General features: G+C 51.4%; 18 protein-coding genes. 9 read left to right on the top strand and 9 right to left on the bottom strand.

Going from position 1 to position 22,767, the window contains the following annotated elements; all coding sequences use genetic code 11:
* Positions 1–17: 17 nt before the first annotated feature.
* Positions 18–2,363 carry an RNA polymerase recycling motor HelD gene (gene helD / locus C812_RS09795; RefSeq protein ID WP_016312493.1) on the bottom strand — a complete coding sequence of 782 codons (2,346 nt, stop codon included), beginning with the start codon at positions 2,361–2,363 and terminating at the stop codon, positions 18–20.
* 217 nt (positions 2,364–2,580) lie between these two features.
* Positions 2,581–3,609, bottom strand: coding sequence for an FUSC family protein (locus tag C812_RS09800; RefSeq protein WP_036625033.1), 1,029 nt, complete (start codon positions 3,607–3,609; stop codon positions 2,581–2,583).
* Positions 3,610–3,750: 141 nt separating this feature from the next.
* On the opposite strand from C812_RS09800, the gene C812_RS21515 reads away from it, so the two are divergent.
* Positions 3,751–4,293, top strand: a complete 543-nt coding sequence (locus C812_RS21515) for a hypothetical protein (protein ID WP_016312495.1) — start codon at positions 3,751–3,753, stop codon at positions 4,291–4,293.
* 87 nt (positions 4,294–4,380) lie between these two features.
* Here C812_RS21515 and C812_RS09810 read toward each other — a convergent pair whose 3' ends face one another.
* Entirely contained in the window at positions 4,381–5,457 is a 1,077-nt protein-coding gene (locus C812_RS09810; protein WP_036625035.1) for an AI-2E family transporter, read from the bottom strand.
* Between the two features lie 88 nt (positions 5,458–5,545).
* On the bottom strand, positions 5,546–6,640 hold the full coding sequence (locus C812_RS09815) for a lactonase family protein (RefSeq protein WP_084770678.1): 1,095 nt from the start codon (positions 6,638–6,640) through the stop codon (positions 5,546–5,548).
* A gap of 179 nt (positions 6,641–6,819) precedes the next feature.
* Here C812_RS09815 and C812_RS09820 point away from each other — a divergent pair, with 179 nt between their 5' ends.
* Positions 6,820–7,176, top strand: coding sequence for a LytTR family transcriptional regulator DNA-binding domain-containing protein (locus C812_RS09820; RefSeq protein ID WP_036625041.1), 357 nt, complete (start codon positions 6,820–6,822; stop codon positions 7,174–7,176).
* Between the two features lie 94 nt (positions 7,177–7,270).
* Here the strand turns inward: C812_RS09820 and C812_RS09825 are convergent, their stop codons facing one another.
* Both C812_RS09825 and C812_RS09830 read right to left on the bottom strand, forming a co-directional pair.
* Positions 7,271–8,263, bottom strand: coding sequence for an aldose 1-epimerase (locus C812_RS09825; protein ID WP_016312499.1), 993 nt, complete (start codon positions 8,261–8,263; stop codon positions 7,271–7,273).
* A gap of 122 nt (positions 8,264–8,385) precedes the next feature.
* Positions 8,386–9,648, bottom strand: a complete 1,263-nt coding sequence (locus tag C812_RS09830) for an MFS transporter (protein ID WP_016312500.1) — start codon at positions 9,646–9,648, stop codon at positions 8,386–8,388.
* 231 nt (positions 9,649–9,879) lie between these two features.
* On the opposite strand from C812_RS09830, the gene C812_RS09835 reads away from it, so the two are divergent.
* The 4 genes from C812_RS09835 to C812_RS09850 all read left to right on the top strand — a co-directional run bounded on the left by C812_RS09835 (position 9,880) and on the right by C812_RS09850 (position 15,428).
* The gene (locus C812_RS09835; RefSeq protein WP_244268300.1) at positions 9,880–10,641 is read left to right on the top strand and encodes a C40 family peptidase; all 762 of its coding nucleotides are present in this window, start codon (positions 9,880–9,882) and stop codon (positions 10,639–10,641) included.
* Between the two features lie 172 nt (positions 10,642–10,813).
* Positions 10,814–11,731 carry a type 2 periplasmic-binding domain-containing protein gene (locus C812_RS09840; protein WP_016312502.1) on the top strand — a complete coding sequence of 306 codons (918 nt, stop codon included), beginning with the start codon at positions 10,814–10,816 and terminating at the stop codon, positions 11,729–11,731.
* Between the two features lie 100 nt (positions 11,732–11,831).
* Positions 11,832–12,884 carry a LacI family DNA-binding transcriptional regulator gene (locus tag C812_RS09845; protein ID WP_016312503.1) on the top strand — a complete coding sequence of 351 codons (1,053 nt, stop codon included), beginning with the start codon at positions 11,832–11,834 and terminating at the stop codon, positions 12,882–12,884.
* Between the two features lie 102 nt (positions 12,885–12,986).
* A complete protein-coding gene (locus tag C812_RS09850; RefSeq protein ID WP_036625045.1) occupies positions 12,987–15,428 on the top strand; it encodes a glycoside hydrolase family 94 protein in 2,442 nt (813 codons plus the stop codon).
* A 63-nt stretch (positions 15,429–15,491) separates the two neighbouring features.
* On the opposite strand, the gene C812_RS09855 is transcribed toward C812_RS09850, so the two are convergent.
* The gene (locus tag C812_RS09855; RefSeq protein WP_016312505.1) at positions 15,492–17,012 is read right to left on the bottom strand and encodes a DHA2 family efflux MFS transporter permease subunit; all 1,521 of its coding nucleotides are present in this window, start codon (positions 17,010–17,012) and stop codon (positions 15,492–15,494) included.
* Positions 17,002–17,454 carry a MarR family winged helix-turn-helix transcriptional regulator gene (locus C812_RS09860; protein WP_016312506.1) on the bottom strand — a complete coding sequence of 151 codons (453 nt, stop codon included), beginning with the start codon at positions 17,452–17,454 and terminating at the stop codon, positions 17,002–17,004. Before C812_RS09860 ends, C812_RS09855 begins: the two co-directional genes overlap by 11 nt.
* Before the next feature lie 248 nt (positions 17,455–17,702).
* On the opposite strand from C812_RS09860, the gene C812_RS09865 reads away from it, so the two are divergent.
* From C812_RS09865 to C812_RS09875, 3 genes are all read left to right on the top strand, one after another.
* Positions 17,703–18,953: a methyl-accepting chemotaxis protein gene (locus C812_RS09865; RefSeq protein ID WP_016312507.1), complete on the top strand. Its 1,251-nt coding sequence runs from the start codon at positions 17,703–17,705 to the stop codon at positions 18,951–18,953.
* A 106-nt stretch (positions 18,954–19,059) separates the two neighbouring features.
* Positions 19,060–19,959, top strand: a complete 900-nt coding sequence (gene sigJ, locus C812_RS09870; RefSeq protein ID WP_036625048.1) for an RNA polymerase sigma factor SigJ — start codon at positions 19,060–19,062, stop codon at positions 19,957–19,959.
* A 57-nt stretch (positions 19,960–20,016) separates the two neighbouring features.
* A complete protein-coding gene (locus C812_RS09875; protein ID WP_016312509.1) occupies positions 20,017–20,463 on the top strand; it encodes a carboxymuconolactone decarboxylase family protein in 447 nt (148 codons plus the stop codon).
* A 61-nt stretch (positions 20,464–20,524) separates the two neighbouring features.
* Here the strand turns inward: C812_RS09875 and C812_RS09880 are convergent, their stop codons facing one another.
* Positions 20,525–22,717 (bottom strand): alpha-galactosidase, encoded by a 2,193-nt coding sequence (locus tag C812_RS09880; protein WP_016312510.1) that lies wholly within the window; start codon positions 22,715–22,717, stop codon positions 20,525–20,527.
* Positions 22,718–22,767 lie beyond the last annotated feature (50 nt).

A 22,767-nucleotide genomic window follows, 5' to 3' on the forward strand; every position in this document is an offset into this window, starting at 1 on the left:
CCGAAATTATACCGCTGTCAAGGAACCAGAATATAGGTTGATTTCGAAGCTTCCCGGATAAACCGGCTAGGTTCGCCTACGGAGTAAATGCGCAGCAAGTGCATCGCTCTTGTGCAGGCCGTATAAAACAGCTTCCGTTCGGCTTCTCTCGTGTACTTCCGGTCGGAACCGTCGTAAATCAGTACCGCATCGAACTCCACACCTTTGGCCAAATACGCCGGAATGACATGAACCCCTTTCTCAAAGGATAACGTCGTCTTCTTGATCAGCTTGGCCGGCAGCTTAGCGCTAAGCCGATCGTAGGCTTGCTTGCTTTCCTCCGCCGTTTTACAGATGACGGCAATCGATTCATATCCGTCCGCGCGCAGCTGACCGATCGTTGCCTCCAGCGAAGCGTGGAGCTTATCTGCATCGTCAACCAGGTGAACCTCCGGCATCTCGCCTTCCCGGTTAAACGGAACGATCGCCTCCCCGCCAGGGATCATCTCACGGGTGAACTCCACAATTTGGCGGGTGGAACGATAGCTTTGCTCCAGTGTAATCAACTCGCTCTCCTCCGCACCGTACAAATCGCTGAATACAGAGGACTGCTGAAGCACCGAGGCATGCGCATATATCGCCTGGTTCAAGTCACCCAGCGCTGTCATTTTGGCCCGCGGGAACAGACGCTTCAAGAAAAACAGCTGGAACGGCGAATAGTCCTGCGCTTCGTCAATAATGACGTGACGGATCGAGGTGTTGGACCGGAAGCCCAGCAGCAGCTCTTTTAAATAGAGGAAAGGCGTAATATCTTCATAGAACAGCTCGCCTCCCGCAATTTTCTGCAGCGTCTGCTCGCATATCTCTTCCCACTGATCCGGAAGCTCTTCTTGATGAACTTCTCGGAAGATCGCCAAGTCGCTGAACAGCTGGGTGTATAGCCGCGTCACATCAACGAAACGCAGCGATTTCACCCATTTGCGAAGCGGTTTAAGCCGATCGCTGACTACCATTTTGGCCAAAATCGTCTTCTCATCCTCATAATCGGTAAATGAAGGAGTTTTGCCATGTTGCTTGCGCCGCATGCGCTGGTAAGCCCGCTGGTAGTCTTCCGCATCAAGCAGCTGAATTTGTTCCTCTACCCAAGGCTGATCCAATTCGGACTTGGCAAAAGCGGCGATGGCCTTGAGCAGCCAATCTTTTAACAGCTCACAACGGTTGGCCAGCCGGATCGCCGGATCATAAGAATAAAATTGCCGGGCAATTTCCTCCACGCCAACAATCTCCTTGCCCTGAAAGCGAAGCGGTTTAAAAATCATCCCTTTCTGCTCCAGCAATTCCTTATACCGTGTGATTGCATGCAGAAATTGAACTGACGATTTAAACCGGATTCCGCTGACCCGAGCTTGATAAGCCTCATCCTCAGGAGCAGAAAGGACATATTCAATTTGTACAAACGGATCCTCAAGCTGGAATTCTCTCCCGAGCCGATGCTCCAGATACTCCTGGAACGTTGTTTGCAGCATATTTTCTTCGCCCAGCTCGGGTAATACCGTTGAAACATAACTGTTAAACATCGGGTTGGGGGAGAACAAAATCATCTGATCTGCCTGCAGCACCTCACGGTGCTTGTAGAGCAAGTAAGCGACCCGCTGTAAGGCCGCCGATGTTTTGCCGCTGCCAGCAGCCCCTTGCACGATGAGCATCCGACTGCGATCGTTACGGATGATTTTATTTTGCTCGCGCTGAATCGTAGCCACAATGCTCTTCATTTGCGCATCGGAGGTACGGCTAAGCACCTGCTGCAGCAGCTCGTCGCCAATCGTGACACCGGTGTCGAACATCACCTTGATGCGGCGTCCGTTAATCACGAACTGACGCTTAAGCGTCATCGTTCCTTTGATTGTGCCGGACGGAGTCTCATAGGAAGCCGGTCCTGGAACGCTGTCATAATAAAGATTGGAAATCGGCGCCCGCCAATCATAGACGAGGAACGTTTCATCCCCATCTTCGAGCAAGGAAGCAATCCCAAGATAGATGGCTTCTACCGGCTCGCCTTCTTCCGCGAAATCAATGCGCCCGAAATAAGGCGATTGCTTCAAACGTTTCAGCTTCCCAAGCGCTTTAGACGCATGCTGATGGCTTTTCTCCCGTTCTGCAAGCACCTGGGATTGCTGCCGTAAGCTGGTTGACGTTTCACCGACATCATCCGCTTCGCTAAAGTTCACCGTTACTTCGTCCCAGAAGTTCTTCCGCATCTCAACGACGTCGCCGCGTACACTGCCAACCTCCCGCTCCAGCTTGCGGATTCTGGCGTCGATTTGGTCTGCCACGTACTCCACGCGGCGTTGTTCTTCCTGCCATGCTTGATCTGTATGGTCCAATGAAATCGCTCCCTTGAATAATATCCTACTTTATCAGCACCTTATATCTTGACAAATGATAAGAATTATGATATGATTGATTCGGATGAAATCTGATCATAAGTTGATTAATGGACTATCTTTTATTGTACCAAGTTAAACTTTACTTATCAATCTATGTTTACACGATGAACGACATGAAAGTCCTGCCTTGTTGGCAGGACTTTTTGATTTGCCTTTACTCTCCGGTTGCTGCTGTGGAGTGATCAGCCAACCGGTTAAGCCGCTCCAATTGGTGGCCGTATTCGTACATTTCGGCTGACACGATAGATAAGCGCAATACCCCCGTCCGCTCGGCCGCATACCGGTCCAGCATCCGTCGCAGGAATTCGTCATTCTCCGTTTCAAACTGCATCGCTTCAATATAGCCTGGCTTCAGCTTGTCATCAAACTTCAGCATGACATGTTCGTGGAATTTGGTCAACTTCTCCAAATGCTCGTCGAATTGCTGATTTAGTTCCGGTGTACGGGCGGCCTGGAAATAATGCTGCTCTACCGCATTCAGCACTTCAAGTCCTTGACGAAGCGTACGCAGCATTTGCTTATACACCACCAGCTGACGATGATCGCTAAATTTCGGTGCTTTGATTTTCTTCTGATCTTCTTCCATCAGCTTATACTTATCCGCTAATTGAGTGATCGTATCCTCAAGTTTACGCTTATCAGACCGGAATACCGCTTCTTTAATCTCATCGGAGATCGCCGTTCTTAGCAGCAACGACAGCTGATCAAACGTCTGCCGAACCTGTTGCTCGAACTGTACCTTCGGCTTAGGCGGGAACAAGACGATGTTAATGATAAACGCTGAAAAAATACCAATTAAGCTAAGCAAAAAACGGTTTAACGCAAATTCCCACTGGCCCGACGCTTCCATTACGGACACGACCGTAACCAGTGTAATACCGATCGTATCCCCCATTTTCAGCTGCAGACAGATCATGATCACTATAATGCAAACCAAACCTACGGCGATGGGTTCATTCGAGAAGACCATGCCGCCCAGCATCGCTAACACAGCCCCCAACGTATTCGTCTGCAGTTGATCGATCAAGTAACGCCAGGAACGATAAATGGTTGGTTGCATGGCAAAAATCGCAGCGATTGCCGCAATTACCGGCGAAGATAAGCCGAGTAAGGTACCGGCATATAAAGCCAGTGTTACCGCAACCCCCGTCTTTAGCATTCTCGCGCCAAATGTCACTTCCATTCCCCCTACGTCCCCCAGCACATTCCAATTATTTTAAGCAAAATTTTAACTAATATTAAGGTTCAACTCAGATATCCTGCCTGTTTTTGGTCAAAACTGATAAAGGCAAGGACCAAATAATTCTATACGAAGAGGTGAAAAATGTCCATGTTTATGGAGAACTTGAAACCGATAGCTGGCAAATTGACCCTTGCACTCCTGCTGGCTGCCAGTTCGGCTGCTTCGGCAGGAACCGCGTATGCGGAAGCCGGCGCTCCGGCGGATCAAACACCGCAGGTGAGCCCAAATCCGTCTCAGACGGAAAGCAAGCCGCTTAAGCATCATCCCCACGGCCATTTCCGCGGCGGGCACATCGTCAAAGTTACCGCCGAAATGCTGGGAATGGATCCCAAGGCTCTGGTCGACCAACTGAAGCAAGGCAAAACATTGCTTCAGGTTGTGCAAGCCGAAAAAAGCTGGAGCGAAGAGGAGTATCTGAAGAAGCTGACCGAATCGGCGAACAAAAATATCGACAAAGCGCTGGCTGAAGGCAAAATCGATCAGGAAAAAGCGGACAAAATGAAGTCCAAGCTTCCGGACAAGCTGAAGAAAATCATCAACCGCAACTGGAAGGACCGGATCCCGGGACAGCCAGCAACAGATTACCAAAATAACAAGGTCAACTGGACCCATATGTATCATTGATGACGGACACCACGGACAAGACAACCGTGAAAAAACCGCTGGGCGGCCAAAAAGGCACGTTCAGCGGTTTTGCATTTATCGAATGAATTATTTCTCTTCCGACGATCCTGTATCCACTGCAGCTTCCGTTGTTTGATGCGGAACCACCCCTACGGGAACCTCAACGATGTCCAGCAGGAAGATGAAGATTGGTACACCCACGATCAGTCCCCAGACCCCTAGGAAATGCTCAGAGACCAGCAGAATGAGGAAGGTGAAAAAGATCGGCAAGTGCGTTTTATTGGACATAAATTTCGGGTTTAGGAAGTAGGTTTCAACGGCATGAACCAGTGCAATCATGATCAGGACATAAACGATTTTGATCAATCCGCCAATTTTAAAAGCAATCGCACACAATGGAATCAGCGAAATGATAACCCCCATGACCGGAACGAGCCCGAGCAAGAAGATCATTATCGCCAGAGCGATCAAATTCGGAAACCCTAGAATCCATAGGAAAATCGTCGATAACACTGCATTTACCGTTGCAATCAGAAATTGAACTTCAATCACTTTACCGAAGGACTGAACGAATTTACGTCCGAAGTACTCCAGTTCCTTGAACAATCCCCCGATTTTGCTTTCTCGAAACTGAACGGTAAAGTTCGTCACCTTCTCTTTCTCCAGCAGGAAGAACAAGCTGAGCACGATCGCGATGAACAGATTTAAGCTCCATTCGCCGATATCGGTTAACGTGCTGAGCAAGAAGGTAAACCCGTTGTTAATATATGCCGACAGATCGATATCCTTCAAATATTCCACGATGTAATTCAAGATCGGGTTATCCGGTAACATCGGTGGATTCGAATAGAACGAGATCACCTGGTTGACCAAGTCGGTCAGCTCGGTAAGCAGCACCGGCATATAGTAGTAGACGGCCGAACCAAGCAAGGAAATGAGCAAGACGTAAATAAACAGCACGGTGATGGTTCGATTGATGCGAATCACCTTAGCTACGTTCCGGCTGATGAAGTTGTGCAGCCGATTGATTAAATACGTCAAAATAAACGTAATGAGCAGCATATTCAGCATACTGCGGGCGAAATACAAGACGAGGACGACAAACAGCAGGGCAAGCACCCTGCGGAATCCCGCCATTTGAAACAGTTCCTTAAAAAACGTCATGAGTCACAAACGGCCCCTTCACAGTTACTGGAGGATATTCCCCTGCGTTTATCTTAAGCGAGCCATTAAGACTTTGCAAATAAAATAGTTAGAACCATACCGGCTTAACGCAAACCGGTTTGGATACGGATGCGGTCTGGCCCGTAAACATTAAGCGACCGCTATCGGAATCCACTGTAAAGACTGCCAACAAGTTGTTATCCCGGTTCGCCGCTATCAGATATTTACCGTCAGGAGTCAGCGCAAAATGACGTGGATGACCACCTTCACTAGAGACATGTTCAACCAAAGTGAGCCGTCCACTCTCAGGATCGATCGCATATTGTACGATGCTGTCATGACCGCGATTAGATCCGTATAGGTAACGGCCATCTGCCGAAATGGCGACCTCTGCGGTGGTGTTCTCTCCCGTGTAATCAGGCGGAAGCGTTGGGACGGTGTCCTGCAAGGCCAATTCACCCGTTGCTGCGTGATAAGTGAACAGAGAGAGCGAGGAGTTCACCTCATTGATGGAATAGAGCCACTGCCCGTTCGGATGGAAAGCAAGATGTCGCGGACCTGCTCCTGGCGGCGTAGACGCTTCACTCTGATATACCAACTTTCCGGACTCCGGTTCAAACGAGTATACGAAAATACGATCCAACCCCAAGTCGGCGACCAGCGCGTAACGGTTATCCGGGCTGAACGTAACGGAATGGGGATGCGGACGATCTTGGCGCACCGGATCAGCCCCGTGACCTTCATGCTGACGCTCGTCAACCAACTTGCCTGCTGTTCCGTCTGCCTGAAGCGCAACAAGGCCTACGTTCCCGCCGTGATACCCCGATACGGCGGCAAATTTGCCACTGCGGTCCAGTTGAATGTGCGAGGAAGAAGGGCGAATCGTTACTCCCCGGTTTAATTCAGAAAGCTTGCCGCCTGAATCCACATCAAATGCAACAATCTCCCCGATCCGCTCCCCTTCCAGCGTCGTTTCGGAAATGGCGTACACCTTCCGGGAATCTTGCCGGATGCCTAGAAATGTAGGGTTCTTTAATCCCGACACTTGATCCAGTAAATGGAGCTCCCCTGTATCCAAATTCATTTCATATGTGTAAACTCCGGGATCGCTCGCTTCAGCATACGATCCCACAAAAATCAGCAATCGTTGTTGTGAGACTGACAAGTAAAATTCCTCCTTCATCGATGAAGCATGTTTAAATGATGTCCCCTATATTTTTCCGTAATTCATCTAAAAAGTCCAGTGTCTCACCCGGGATAAAATGAAATATCGAAACTTCAAATGAGGCCAGCTACCCAAAACAGTTAAAATATGATATACTGTAAGCGCTTCCGAAAGCATCTTCTAAAGGGGGATTTGGAATGATGAACGTCGGACTCGAAGAAAGAGGCGTTTATGAGGATTTTAATCCTTACGAGACGTATTTCTTCAAGATCGGAGCTCACGGACTGGTTTGCTTCCATGGACGGAATTACAGTATTAAACAGAGATTATCCGCCGAACAGACCTCGAAGTTGATCTCAGACCCTCGCTTTTACCGCATCAGCACAAACTGCTATGTGAACCTGACCCAAGTCTCGGAAATTCGCGATAACGTTGTTTGGTTCCGGGATGAACGGCATGGGATTAAGACGATTTCGGTCCCCAGACGTAATCTGGAGCAATTGAAACGGCTGATCCCGTCTCAACGTGGCAAAGTCACTGCTGGAGTGAACTAACCCTCCGCTGACCTGCCCAGCCAACGGCAAAAAAGCAGCCTGACTCGCACCGTCGGAAGACGGACGGGTCGGCTGCTTTTTCCGTTATTCCTGATTATTTCACGTAGAGACGGGCGCGTTCTTCCCAAATCTCACCGGGAAGCAAGCTAAACAGACCGATCTCCTCAGCCGGTAAATTCGACTTCGGTGCATTCACCAGATTGATCTGCGGCTCTGGACAGAAGAAGCCTTCCGTCGCCCCGTTATTCCAAATCATCCATTGCTTGTAGGAGGTCCCCACATCATACACAAGCGTCTTGCCCAGCTTCGTATCAGTCAGCTCCATCCGATTTCTGCCGTTTTGCGGCACCGCCGTATAATGGTTATCCATCGAAGCGAAGAACGGATAGACGCCCTCCCCTTTCATCTGCTCCTCTTCAGCCGTCAGCGGTTGGAAGGATCCGGTCGGGAGCATCCGCTCGCTCATTTGCCAACGCTGCCCGATCGTCAGTTTAACCTTGTAATCCTTCGCCGTACTTTCTGGTGCAAACGGTGCATTCACGGCAGTATGGAAGGCCAGTAAGCATGGCATCTCTTTGTCGCCTTCATTGCGAATGAACACTTGCTGAGCCAAGCCATCATCGCTCAACGAATATCTGAGTCGAATTGTAAATTTAAAAGGAAGGTACCGATACACCTCGTGGTTCTCGTCAACTGAGACTTTAACGGAAACATAGCTCTCCACCGGTGTCTGTCCGAAGTCCTCAACCTCCCAAGCCGTCGTATGTAGAAATCCGTGCAAATGGTTGTGGGTTGCAGCCTCGTTCACCGGGAATTGAAGAACTTCACCTTTCCAAGGGAATTGTCCGTCTTCATACCGGTTGGGCGGGAACAGCACCGGGATCCCGTGGACGCCGGGATTGCTCTTGAATGCGTCCATCTCCTGCTCGCCCGGCTCCCGCAAGAAACGGTAACCGCTTTCGACATCGCGGAAAGCGATCAAATTGCCGCCGATTTCCGGCAGCAATACTGCCTCATAACGCCCGGATTTGAGCCAAACTGCCTTTTCTCCTTGATATGTTCCTTCATAAGCCGTTCTTTGTGCCATGGATGATAATCTCCCTTCATTGCTTAGCGCTCATATTGTAATATACCTTAAAGCGCCTTCAAAAGTCACCCCTGTCCATCACACCATAGGCTGCAGATCATTCTGCCTCCATCTGCCATACATCATGCATCGCGCAAAATTTTGCGCCCGAAGCTTGCAGCCAAAACGATCATGGACGCTCCAACGATCAGTTGCATGCCAAAAATTTGCGTCCACAGCGGCCAGGATTCAATCCATTCCAGCACCTGCCCGCCAATCAGTGGACCAAAGAATGAAGCTACCCCCGTGATCGCCGAATACATCGCCATATACATCGGACGCTCCGATTTGGGTGTGTCGCCAATCATAAAGTTAAAGGCCAGTTGGTTAAAGCCGCCGACACCAACCCCAAAGATCATATGAGCCAGGAAGAGCACGGGCAACACAGGCAGTATAGACAGTCCGCCCCAGCACAAAATCGCCAGTGCAATAATCGGCAGCGTCCAGAACAGCAAGCGACGATTGCTGTATCGCGCATTCAGATTTCCCCATACGTAAAAGCTTGCCATCATAAAGATCGTCTGCGTCACATTTAAGAGTGAAATGGTCTGATAATTAATGTTCAGCAGCTCCAGCATCACATACGAGTACAGCGGCACGACCAGGTTTTGCAGCAGCAGGAAGCCGGCCAGAAACAACGTAGCCTTCATAAAGGCTCCGTCCTGGAGCGGTTTGCGCAGCATCGGCATGAACTTGCTTTCCGCGGAACGCTCGAAAGCAGCATCGGGATAGAACATAAACACAATAATGTTGGCGATCGCACAAATCCAAATCACGATATACAAGTAGAAGAACCCTTGCGCCTCCGGATAATGGTCCAGCACCATCCCGCCCAAAAACATCACCAACGTGTTCAGCGCATTCAGAAACGTATTACGGATGCCAAAATATCTTCCCCGTACGCGCGCTGGCACGATATCGCTTATTAGCGAGTTCCACAACATCGCTCCAACCGTATTAAAAATAAACGCCGCGATATATAGAGCAATGAATCCGGTTACCCAATACTGATGCGGTAAAACAAACGGAACAAGGCCCGTTGCCCCCCACAGAATACGATGCAGACCAACGAACAGCACCAGAGCCCATTTGCGGCTGGTTAAACGCTGGATGAGATAAGCGACAGCGATCTGGGCAATATTCACGAACGTCGTGATCGCTAAAACAAAGCCAATTTGGGCTGAATTCGCCCCAAGGTACAGCAGGAATCCCGTCAGAAACTGACCGCCAAGCAACGTTTGGAAGATCGTGGAGGGAACACCCTCCCAGGTCGCGATCGCCAAGTTGCGGCGCTGGCGGGACGGCTTTCGCGATACCAACGATTTTTGCATGATACTGCTCTTCATGTTTGTTGGATACTCCTTTGGTTTCTCTCTCCGAATAGTTCTGTCTCTTTTTTTACATACTTCAAGTGATTCGTTAATCTGAAGGAATGGAGTGCTAATGAACGTATGCGGATACCCTTGAGGTTTGGGATGCTCCTTGTTAGTCTGACTCTGCCGCTGACCATGATCACTTCCTGCGGCCAGCAGGATCGAGTCCGAACAAATTCCGTCCCTCCGTCCGGCAATCCCCCCGTGAAAACAGAAGCGATCACCGAATCCAACGGCACAACTTGGGTGCCGTTAAAGCTGGTGGCTCAGAGCCTTGGCTTGCGACTGCAGGAGAACAGGGACAGCGCGAATCTCGGTTATAGCGATGTGATGTTTACCGTTCAGCCCAGCCAAAGGCATGCGATCTCCTTCGGACAGCCGATCGCACTGCCCCAAGCGCCGGTGCGTGAGAACGGCCAGCTCTATATGACGATGGATGCCGTATCCGCCTTGCTTCAAACGAAAGCAAAGATGGATACCCGCACAGGGAAGCTTAGCTTTGACCGCATCACCCCGGCGGGCAGCAACATGCCGCCGCAGACAGGAACGAGCCGATACGGAGTTCTAAGCGTCGCCGATCAACAGGATGAAATGGTCGCTTATGCCAAGCAATTTTTGGGCGTACCTTATGAATTTGGCGCCGCACCTTACGAACAGTCCAAAGCGTTCGATTGTTCGTCCTTCACTCGTCATGTCTTTAAGAAGTTTGGCCAAGATTTGCCGCGGCTGGCTCGGGATCAAGCCAAAGAAGGCGTACCGGTGACGCGGGATCAACTGCAAGTGGGAGATTTGATCTTCTTCACAGTCCCCGGTCGATTTCAATCCGACAAAATTCCAGGCCATGTCGGCATCTATATCGGCGACGGCAAGTTTATTCATACCTGGGGGGAACCCGGAGTTCAAATCAGCCCGCTGGACAGCGGGTACTGGAGCACGGTGATTCTTTCCATGCGCCGGGTTCGTTAATTCTGCCCCAGAGCCTAAAGCTAAGGTCGGGAAACCGTAAGGTTCACCCGGCTTTTTTCCTGCCAATCAGCGATTTCCCTTCGATACAAATACAAAGTATAATGAAAGTAGGCATCACTTTCCATATAATAATTTATACATTAAAACCTGATGGATTTAGAGGAGAAAGACGATGGACAACGACAATCTGAAACAGGCTTATGAGGTGCTTGGACTGCCCGAAAACGCTTCCCGCGAAGAACTGGAGAGAGAATTCGACATTTTGCTGCGCAGATCCCGTTCACGCAACCTCGATCCCGGCGAAGCCGAGGAAATTGAGCGTAAGATCCAGGCTTACAAGCAGATCGTGGAGACGGAGGAACAGCGCAAGCTCGCGGAGTTAACCCGCAGGCGTTATGAGAAGTGGGGCAAGTTTGCAGGGACCGCTGAGAAGGTTGACGATTTTTTCCGGCTTTATCGCAATTATGTGATTATTGGAATCATCGCTATCGCAGCAATTATTTGGGGGACTAACGCTTATCTTAATCATCTCGAGGAACAAAGACGGCTGGCCGCCCTGCCTCCGATCGATCTGTCGATCATCATGGCGGGCAATTATATGACCGATGACCAGAACGGCGGTGTCGACGCTCTAGAGCAAGCGATGACAGCACAAATCCCCGGATTCCAAAGGGTGGAAATTGAAATGCTGTACTTACCCATGCAAGGAGAAGCCCTGACGACTGCAGATATCGCTTATCAGCAAAAGGCGATGGCCGTGATCGCTTCTACAAGTCCGGATATTTATATTACCGATGAACCTACCTTTGAGTGGTTATCAAATGGCGGCGCCTTCCTCAGCCTTGACGATTTGGTTAACGGAGAACTAAAGGATTTTCTGACGGAGGACTCCCTTGTCAAGGATGTGTCCGATGAAGACAATACGGAGCATGTGTACGGCATTAAAGTTACCAACAGCCGTCTCGTCAAGGATCTGCCGTTAGGTTATACAGACTTAATTATTTCGCTCCGCGTTGACGCGAAGAACAAAGACAAAGCGATCACAATGATCAAGACTTACTTGGAAAATGTCCCGAAGGCGGCGGAATAGCCGCCTTTTTTTTCGTGCATTTTTCATAATTGATTAATTGCAGGGGATGCTATACAATAACCCTATAAACGCGCGTTTACGAAAGTGGGGACAAACCTTTATGCGCAGTGAAGACATCGCCAAACTGGCCGGGGTGTCCCGCAGCACCGTCTCACGGGTGATCAACAACTATCCGAACGTTCCGGAAGCAACGAGGGCTAAGGTGCTCCGCGTCATTGAGCAGCACCATTATGAACCGAACAGCTTTGCCCGGGCGCTCGCCGGCAAACGGACGGATACGATCGGCCTGTTCGCCATCAGCATGACAGAGAAAGAAGATACTAGCCGCATCTATCAGAACAGCTATTTTGCCCCAATCGTCGACATGGTCGTCGACACGGCCAATGCCCGCGGATTTTATGTACTGATTCATACCGTTTATTCGCCGGGCGACTTCCAAAAGGTGAAGCAAGCGTTCCTGCAGAAGCGGATTGATGGCGGAATTCTAGTCGGTACGCAGAAGGACATCGAGCTGGTTCGGGAAATGGTGGATCAGGAAGCGCCGTTAGTGCTCGTCGATTATGACATTGCAGAAATTATGACCGAACGCCTGAACAAAAATCATCTGGCAGTCATCAACTCCAATGATTACGAAGGTACGGTCCAAGCGATTGAATATTTGATCGAGCTCGGGCATCGTGACATCGGCATTTTGAAAGGCAGCATGAATACTTACTCGGGTCGTGAGCGATACTTAGCTTATGAGCACACGCTTAAGAAGCACGGATTGCCGCTGAATGAAGCGTATATCCTTGAAGGCGAATTTCTGAAGGATAGCGCCTACCGCGAGACTCATCGGCTGATCGAGCAAGGAAATTGGCCAACCGCCATATTCTGCGCTAACGACGATATGGCCATCGCAGCAATGGAAGCGTTTGCGGAAAAAGGGATCAGCGTTCCGGAGCATGTGTCGATCATCGGCTTTGACGATGTCGAAATCGCTTCCCGGGTAACGCCGAAGCTGACGACCATTCGGCTGCCCATCGATGAGATGGCCAAGGCTGCCGTTTTGAAAGTGATCGAGCTATGCGAAGCAGAGCAGCCCACCTTCAGCACCGTCAGCTTTCCAACTCGTCTGGTGATCCGGGATTCCTGTCAACCCCCGGCGAAATAACCAAACACCCTACCCTCCTCCCCGATCTTCAAGGGATCGCCGGAGGAACCTTTTCTCATGATAATAAACGCGCGTTCACAAACGAAGGGAGAGTTCCTGTTCATGAAATTTGGAGCATTTGACGATCAGCGTAAAGAGTATGTGATTCATACGCCGCAAACCCCTTACCCGTGGATTAACTACCTTGGAAATGAGCAATTTTTCGGTCTGATCTCCAATACGGCCGGCGGTTACACGTTCTATCGCGATGCGCGCCTGCGTCGTTTGACCCGCTATCGCTACAACAACATTCCGCTGGATACCGGTGGACGTTACTACTATCTCCGCGACCATGACAACGGCGATTTCTGGACACCGGGCTGGATGCCGGTCAAACGCGAGCTGGATTTCTACGAATGCCGGCACGGTTTGGGCTATACGTCGATCACCGGAGAACGCGGCGGCATTTCGGTCACGCAACTGGCGTTTATTCCGCTGGGTTACAACGGTGAAGTACATCGCTTAACGGTGAAAAATACGAGTACCGAGACGAAGAAGGTCTCTCTCTTCTCTTTTGCCGAGTTCTGCCTGTGGAACGCTCAGGACGACATGACTAACTTCCAACGCAACCTGAGCACCGGCGAAGTCGAAGTGCTGGATTCCGTCATCTACCATAAAACGGAATACCGTGAGCGCCGCAATCACTATGCCTTCTATTCTGTGAACCGCGACATCGATGGCTTTGATACGGACCGCGAATCGTTTGTAGGGCTGTATAATGGCTTGCACGAACCGCAGGTTGTTGTTGCCGGAAGAGCTTCCAACTCCATCGCCAGCGGTTGGTCCCCGATCGGCTCGCATGAAGTGACGCTGAAGCTTGCTCCAGGCGAAACGCAAAGCCTGATCTTTATACTCGGTTACGTAGAAGTGCCGGAAGAAGAGAAATGGGAATCCCCTGGCGTCATCAACAAAAAACCAGCGCTTGAGATGATCGAGAAGTTCGCAACAGACGCCGACGTTGACCGCGCTTTGGCTGATCTTGCTGCGTACTGGGACGGCCTGTTGTCCAAGTATCAAATCCAAAGCAGCGACGACAAACTGAATCGCATGGTCAACATTTGGAATCCGTATCAATGTATGGTGACGTTTAATATGTCCCGTTCGGCTTCCTATTTCGAATCTGGGATTGGCCGCGGGATGGGCTTCCGCGATTCCAACCAGGACCTGCTAGGCTTTGTGCATCAAATCCCGGAACGGGCTCGCGAACGGATTCTCGACATCGCTGCTACGCAATTTGAGGACGGCAGCGCGTACCACCAATATCAACCGCTGACCAAGAAAGGAAATAACGAAATCGGCAGCGGCTTCAACGATGACCCATTGTGGCTCGTTCTGGGGACGGCGGCTTACATCAAGGAGACTGGCGACATCAGTATCCTGGATGAACAGGTACCGTTCGATAACAATCCAGACAATACCGCAACGCTGTTCGAGCATTTGAAGCGTTCCTTCTACCACGTCGTACACAACCTGGGACCGCATGGCTTGCCGCTCATCGGCCGCGCAGACTGGAACGATTGCCTCAACCTGAACTGCTTCTCCAAGGAGCCGGGTGAATCGTTCCAAACGACCGCGAACATCGAAGGCCGCGTCGCGGAGTCCGTATTTATCGCCGGCTTGTTCGTCTTCGTTGGCCCAGACTTCGCTGAAATCTGCCGGATCCGCGGGCTGGAATCCGAAGCGAAGGAAGCGCTGGATTGGACGGAGAAAATGCGTAAAACGACGCTGGAACACGGCTTTGACGGCGACTGGTTCCTGCGCGCTTACGATCATTACGGCGAGAAGGTCGGCAGCAAAGAAAACGCTGAAGGCCAAATCTTCATTGAGCCGCAAGGCATGTGCGTCATGGCAGGTATTGGCGTTGAAGAGGGCCTGGCCGCCAAAGCGCTTGCTTCTGTTGAGAAGCGCCTTGATACGAAATACGGGATCGTGCTGCAGCAGCCGCCGTACTCGAAGTATTATCTGAATCTGGGCGAAATCTCCAGTTACCCGCCAGGGTATAAAGAGAACGCTGGGATCTTCTGCCATAACAACCCGTGGATTATGATTGCGGAAACCGTATTGGGCCACGGTGATCGGGCGTTTGAAGTCTACAAAAAAATCGCCCCGGCCTACCTTGAGGATATCAGCGAAATCCACCGGATGGAGCCGTATGTATACTCGCAGATGATTGCTGGTAAAGACGCAGTACGTCACGGCGAAGCGAAGAACTCCTGGCTCACCGGGACAGCAGCCTGGAACTACGTAGCGATCACGCAAGCCATTCTTGGCGTGCAAGCGGACTTCAAGGGACTGAAAGTGGATCCTTGCATTCCATCGGCATGGGACGGATTCGAAATCACCCGCGTTTTCCGTGGAGACACGTACGTCATCCGCGTAAGCAATCCGAATCATGTGGAAAAAGGAGTGGCCAGCATTACGGTGGATGGCCAGCCAATTCAAGGCAACATCATTCCGCCGGCTGGCGATGGCGGCGTCCATCAAGTCGAAGTAGTACTTGGCTAAGTACAAAAATAAAAAAGGTACAACTGCTCTAATCGAGCGGTTGTACCTTTTCTCATTATGGAGTTAAGCTTTCGCGGGCTTCATGCCGTTTTCCTCTTTCCCTGTACCCTGACCTTCTTTATTGACCTGCACTTTGCGGATAAAGAACGATAAGATGAGAGCCACCAGCGTAATTCCTGTCGCCACGACAAAGGCAAAATCAATCCCGTTGATGGTCGCATCCCGGGTGATCAATGCGACTTGTTGCGCATTAGCCGGGTCTTTCGGATTAATTCCAGCTGCGAGAATCATCTCAGCCACCTTATCCTTGGTACGCGAGGACATAATCGTTACGAGCAGCGCGGTTCCGAGCGCGCCGGAGATGGTCCGCAGCGTATTAGACATCGCGGTGCCATGGGCATTCAGCCGCGCTGGGAGTTGGTTGAGACCCGCCGTCTGAATCGGCATCATCAGCATGGACATCCCAAACATCCGGGCGGTGTACATCAAGATGAGATGAGTGTACGTCGTATCGACGGTCAAGTTGCTGAATTCCCAGGTTGTTACGGTGGTGATCGCCAAGCCGATGACCGCCAGCCAGCGGGCGCCTATCCGGTCAAAGATCATCCCGGTAATCGGCGACATAATCCCCATCAAGATCGCTCCCGGCATTAACAGCAGTCCGGATTCCACAGGGGAGAAGCCGCGAATGTTCTGCAGGTAAATCGGCACCAAGATCATCGCTGCATACAGCGCCATGGTGATCACCACATTGATGATCGTCGTCAGCGTAAACATATCGTAGCGGAAGACGCGGAACTCCAGCAACGGCTTATCGGATTTCAATTGACGCCACAGGAATAAGCCCAAGGCGATCACGCCGACAATTAGACTGACGACGACATCCGTCTCGCCCCAGCTGGTGCTGCCTGCTTCGCTAAACCCATACAGGATGCCGCCAAAGCCGAGCGTTGATAAGACAATCGACAGTACGTCCAGATTCGGACGACCCACCTGGGTTACGTTTTTCATAAAGAACACACCAAGAAGAATCGATAAAATCGCAAACGGGAAAATAATCCAGAATAATACGTTCCATGGATGATGCTCAATGATCCAACCAGAGAGCGTTGGCCCAACCGCAGGAGCGAAGATCATGGCGATCCCCATCATCCCCATCGCTTGACCGCGCTTCTCAATCGGGAAGATCGTTAAGAATACGACAGTCATCAGCGGCATCAGCACACCCGCGCCGGCTGCCTGCACCAATCTCCCGATTAGAACCATTTCAAAGCTAGAACCGATTGCGCAAATGAACGTCCCTGCGGAGAACAAGACCATCGCGGAAATAAACAGCATCCGTGTCGTAAATCGTTCCATCAAAAAGGCGCTGATCGGAATCAATACGCCGTTCACCAGCATAAATCCTGTCGTTAACCATTGGATGGTCGTCGGGCCAACCCCTAAGTCGTCCATCATTTTCGGCAAAGCAACGTTCATCAAGGTTTGGTTCAAGAGGGACACAAATGCCCCGATTAATAACGCCATGACAATCGGCCATCTTTTGAAATTTACAGCCGGTACAGCAGCAGTATTACTGTTCATAGGTTTCCTCTCTCACTTTCTCTAAGGATGCGATAATTTTCCGGTGGGTCTGCAGCATCTGGTCGATGTCTTCCCCCGCTGCCTCCAGAACCGTCGAAAACGCCCGGGTATATTCGAGGTCCGTCTTCCGATAAACCTCCATTCCCTTATCCGTGATTTGCAAAAATACGTTTCTCCGGTCATGGTCCACCCGTCCGCGCTCTACAAGCCCCGCTTTGACCAGACGATCAATCACGCCGCTGACCGTGCTGTTTCCCAATCGCATCTGTTCAGCAAGCTCCGTCACCCCGATATGCGGATGTTGATGAATTCGTTTCAAAGCCATGAACTGGATACCGGTGATGCCGAAAGGCTCAGCTTGTTTGGATAGCAATTGGTAAAAGGCTTTCTTCACTTCGCGAAAGGACTCCACGATCTCATGCATGCGTTGCTTCTGATCCAAACGGTGCTCATCCTTTAACTATTAGTTATACTCCTTAATATTTCGTATGCGAAATAATCCATTACTATATTTAACAAAGCATCAAGTTTATTGTCAATATGGAGATTTCAATGTCAGCGTTAGACAAAATCAGATCATTTTCAACCTTCGGATAGCTTTTCTCGGAAGATTTCATTCTATACCCCTGACGTATTGGATGATATAATCATGGTAGAATTCACCTATTACTTAAGGAGGATAAGAATCCCATGACATGGTTCAACCGACTTCCCTTATCCGGAAAGATCTCTGCCGCATGTTATCTTGTGGCCGCGCTCTTTGCCGTACCATCGCTGCTCGCCTTCATCCTGCTGGGACATATCATCATCGGTATCTTACTGATCGTCGTGTTGGCAGCGCTTACTTTTCCGCTTTCGCGTTACCTCCAGAAAGCGCTTACGGATTCGTTCGACGATATTACCAGCGCTTCGGCCAAAATCGCCAAAGGTGATTTTACCAGTCGAATTTCGGAATCCGGGGGCATGGACGATCTCAGCCGTTCCTTCAACAGCATGGTGGACAAGCTGCGCAAGATCCTCCAGGAAACGTCAGATATTACCCGCAAGGTAATGGACTCCAGTCGGAGGATTTCCGATCGCAACCAGGAACTGATTGAAGTCATGACCCAAGTCACCCACTCCTCCAACGAGCTGGCTCTGGGTGCCAACGCCATCTCCGAAGATGTCAGCGGCATGAAAGACGCGATTGGCGAGATTGAGCAGAAGGTCAGCAATTACACCGAAGCCTCCCGTGAGATGAATCAGCGTTCTGAAGAAATGATTCATCTGGTGGAGCGTGGACGTGAGTCCGTCTCACGTCAAGCAAGCGGGATGCGGAAGAACATCGAAGCGACCGAGAAAGTAGCTGAGTCCATTGAGGCTTTGGCGAAGAACGCGCAGGGCATTACCAAAATTACAGCAACGATCTCTGAGATTGCCGAACAAACGAACCTGCTGTCGCTGAACGCTTCAATTGAAGCAGCGCGGGCGGGCGAGCACGGAGCCGGGTTTGCCGTCGTAGCCCACGAGGTTCGCAAGCTGGCGGAAGAATCCACCGCCTCAACCAAAGAGGTATTTAACCTGGTTCGCAGCATCGAACAAGACGTAAAACAAGCCGGACAGAACATTAAAATTAATGAAGAAGTGGTTCGGCAACAAAGCGAAATGATCCAGGAAGCAGAGCAAATCTTCCAAGAAATTGTACAGAGCGTGCAATATATTAGCGAAGAAATCGCCTCCTTCGCCAGAGAGAGCGAAGAGATGCTGGAAAGCGCACAGAACATTTCCTCTGCGATTCAGAACATTTCCGCGATTACCGAGGAATCGGCGGCGGGCACGGAACAGGTCTCGGCATCGATGAACGAGCAAATTACTTCGATTCGCGCGATGGCCGAAGAGGCCGAAGCGATGAAGAATGCCGTGTTCCAGTTGCAGAAGACGATACATATCTTCAAGTTTTAATCGAACTACCCTATCGCCCAGTCCCTTGTTTGCTAAGGGGCTGGGTTATTTTTTACTTTTTCGATAAGATAAGGAGAGTCAAATGAGAAAGGAGGGCTGGTTGCACATGCCCACAACCACCAATTTGACCCAGCTTTATCAGGAGTACCGACATGCGATGACCGCCCTCTCCTACCGGCTGATCGGCTCCTGGTCGGAAGCGGAGGATCTGGTGCAAGACGTGTTCGCCGAGCTCCAGCAGAACGAGCAACTGGACGACATTCGCCAACCCAAATCTTATTTAATGCGCGCGGTCGTGAATCGCAGTCTCAATGCGCTGAAATCGCCACGGCTGTCTCGGGAGACGTATACCGGGCCCTGGTTACCCGAGCCGGTCTTCGATCCGGGGCTGGAGACGCAACTTGGCCGTGTGCTGCGGGAAGAACAGGTCTCTTATGCGTTTATGGTGTTGCTGGAGCGCCTGACTCCCGAGGAGAGGACCGTCTTCGTGCTAAGAGAATCGTTCGCCATGGAATACGAGGAAATCGCTGACCTCTTGGGAAAAAGCGTCGTCGCCTGCCGCAAACTGCTGAGTCGGGCTCGGCAAAAGGTCAAATCGGAGCCCGCGATGGCCGCAGCCCCCGCTAACGATCAGAAGGCGGAGACGTGGTCCCGCGAGTTTTTGAAAGCGGCAAAAACCGGGGACTTCGGCCCGCTGCTGGAATTGATCCGTGAGGATGCGGTGCTGATTTCTGATGGAGGCGGCAAAGTTCGGGCAGCGATCAATCCGATTCTCTCCAGAGCACGGGTTATTGCCTTTTGGCAAGGTATTCAAGCCAAAGGCACTCTGCAAGGCGACTGGGTACCGACACGGATCAACGGGGAAACAGGGTTGGTTCATTACCGTGATGGAAAGGTCGTGCACATCATCATATTTGAAGGGGATGCGCAAGGACGAATCCGGCGGTTCTACTTGGTCAGCAATCCTGATAAATTAATTGGAGCTCCTCCACCCAGTCACAAATAACTCCCTTCCCTTGTCTTACTTATGTAAGCAAATCATTTTCCAATGGAGGGATTAGGGATGAAAGTCAGAATGGATCATTATCAAGCCAACCCCAGTGTGTACCAGGCGATGAGCCAAATGGAACGGCAAGTTACAGAGATCGGCCTCGATCATGTCTTATATGAGCTGATCAAAATCCGCGCGTCTCAAATCAACGGTTGCGCGTTCTGCCTTGATATGCACACCACGAAAATGCGCGAGCTGGGCGAAAGCGAGCAACGCATTGCCTTGGTCAGCGTGTGGAGGGAATCCCCATGCTATACCGACCAAGAGCGTGCGGTACTTGAGCTTACGGAAGCCGTAACCCGGATCGCCGACAATGGCGTACCGCAGGAAGTGTATGACCGGGTTCGCAGCTTTTTTAGCGAGAAGGAAACGATGGATTTGATCTTGGCGATTAACGTCATCAACTGCTGGAACCGCATCGCTATTTCCACGGGAATGTTCCCCGGTTGCCGTGACTAGGTGAGAACAATCGGCAAAAAAAGACCTGAAGGAGATAACCTCCCTCAGGTCTTTGCGTTATTTATTGCTTTGCTTTCAGGTGAATCATCTTGCTGCTGAAATCGCCGCGCACCGAAGCCATGGACAAGCCGGCGTTCATCAACCGGTCGCCGCCATACACTTCGCTGCTTCCGGCCACTTCGTAATCCTTGGCCGGGTCAAGTCCTTGCAACTTGACACTGCGCAGCGGTCCGTTAGGTTCTGCCAGGACGCGGAAATAGAACAGCAACGCCTCGTTCTGATCCGGGCTGACGAACATCCACGCCGTCTCATTGCCTTCGAACGGGCTTTGCAGACGATACAGATCCCCTTGCTGCACCAATCCGCGGATTTCTTTGTAAATGGCGATCTGACGTTTCGCCGTCTCCTTCTCTTCTTCCGTAAACCGAGTAAGATCTAGCTCATAACCAAAATTACCGGACATGGCTACATCCCCTCGGAACGTCAGCGGCGTTGTCCGCTCAACTTGATGGTTTGGCACCGCCGAGACGTGTGCGCCCATCGTCGACACCGGATATACGATGCTGGTGCCGTATTGAATTTTCAAGCGCTCCGCCGCATCGGTGTCATCACTCGTCCAAGTCTGCGGCATGTAGTACAGCATGCCTGGATCAAATCGGCCGCCCCCGCCGGAGCAGCTTTCGAACAAAATATGCGGGAACTCACTCGTCAGACGCTCCAAGAGCTCGTACAATCCCAGCATATAACGATGGGCAACCTCCCCCTGCCGTTCCGCCGGGCTGACTGCTGAACCAATCTCCGTCATATTCCGGTTCATATCCCATTTCACGTACGTAATCGGTACGGTCGAGAAAATGGCGCTCAAGCGCTCATAAAGATATTGACGCACATCGCTGCGCGACATATCCAGCACCAGCTGATCCCGGGCTTCCGTGCGCCGTCGATCCGGAACATGCAGACACCAGTCAGGATGCGCCCGGTACAGGTCGCTGTCCGGGGAGACCATCTCCGGCTCGAACCAGAGGCCAAATTGCAACCCGGTGTCCTTCACGCGGCGAGCCAGATTCGCTAGTCCATCAGGCAGCTTGCGGCGGTCCTCGAACCAGTCGCCTAACGAGTTGTTATCCCGGTCGCGCCGACCAAACCAGCCGTCGTCAAGCACAAACAGCTCGATGCCCAGTTCGCTGCCCGCCTTGGCTATCGCCTCGATCTTGTCCGCGTTGAAATCGAAATACGTCGCTTCCCAGTTGTTAACAAGAATTGGCCGTTCTTGGTCACGGAACTGCCCGCGGCAGAGTCGAGTCCGGTACAGCCGGTGATAGGTGCGGGACATGCCTCCCAGCCCTTCGGCAGAATACACCAGCACGGCCTCCGGGGTTTGGAAGCTATCGCCCGGCTCCAGCTTCCACGTGAAGTCGAAAGGATTGATCCCAATCTGAACCCGGGTCGTCCCAAACTGCTCCACCTCGGCCTCAGCGGTAAAGCTGCCGCTGTAAACCAAGCTGAAGCCATAGACCTCACCCTGCTGCTCTGTCGCATCCGGCCGCAACAGCGCCAGGAATGGGTTCTGCTGGTGAGAGCTCGAACCGCGGCGGCTGCTGATTCCGGTCACCCCCGGAGCGAGCCGTCTGCGCTGGACATGGCGTTCGCGCGCCCAAGCGCCGGATAAATATAATGCGTCGTAAGCTGCATCCGGGAAATCCACCGAGGCGCTGAGCGCCCGCTCCAGTTGAAGCGACTCGTTGCTTCCGTTCGTCAGCCGTGCGGAACGGGTGATGGCATCAAAATCGGCAAACACCGTATAGCTCAGCACAACGACGAGTCCGGAAACACGGTCTTCCAGCTCCAGCTCGAGCGTTTCCGCCTCATGCTCTTGCTCGACATACACGGCAGGCAGCCCCTCCAGCGCCGGTTTCCCCGGAACAATCCGGTGGGAGCGATACGTCAACTCCGTGGCCCGCGTACCGTTCGCCAGCCGCACCTGATAAGCCGGACTCCGGAAATCGCTTGTGCCGTACTGCGGATATTCCTGCGGAAGAGAATCCAGTGAAATGGACTTATCCTCAGGGATCGGGTTCGGACTAAATGAGGCGCGTTCCTGGAAGGTCAGCAGCTGATCGAGGTTGCTGCCATGGCGCAGCTTCGCCCCAAAATAAGCGTGGGCAGGATACCCGTGAACCAATTGAATGATGTAACTTGTATTGCGGGATTGCAAATGGAAGAGACCTTGCGCTTCATCGAAAAAGATAGGCATTCTCGATCCTCCTGGTAGGTTTCTTATCTGAATTGGAATGGCGTTCATCT

It is taken from the genome of Paenibacillus barengoltzii G22 (assembly GCF_000403375.2).
Lineage (GTDB): Bacteria > Bacillota > Bacilli > Paenibacillales > Paenibacillaceae > Fontibacillus > Fontibacillus barengoltzii.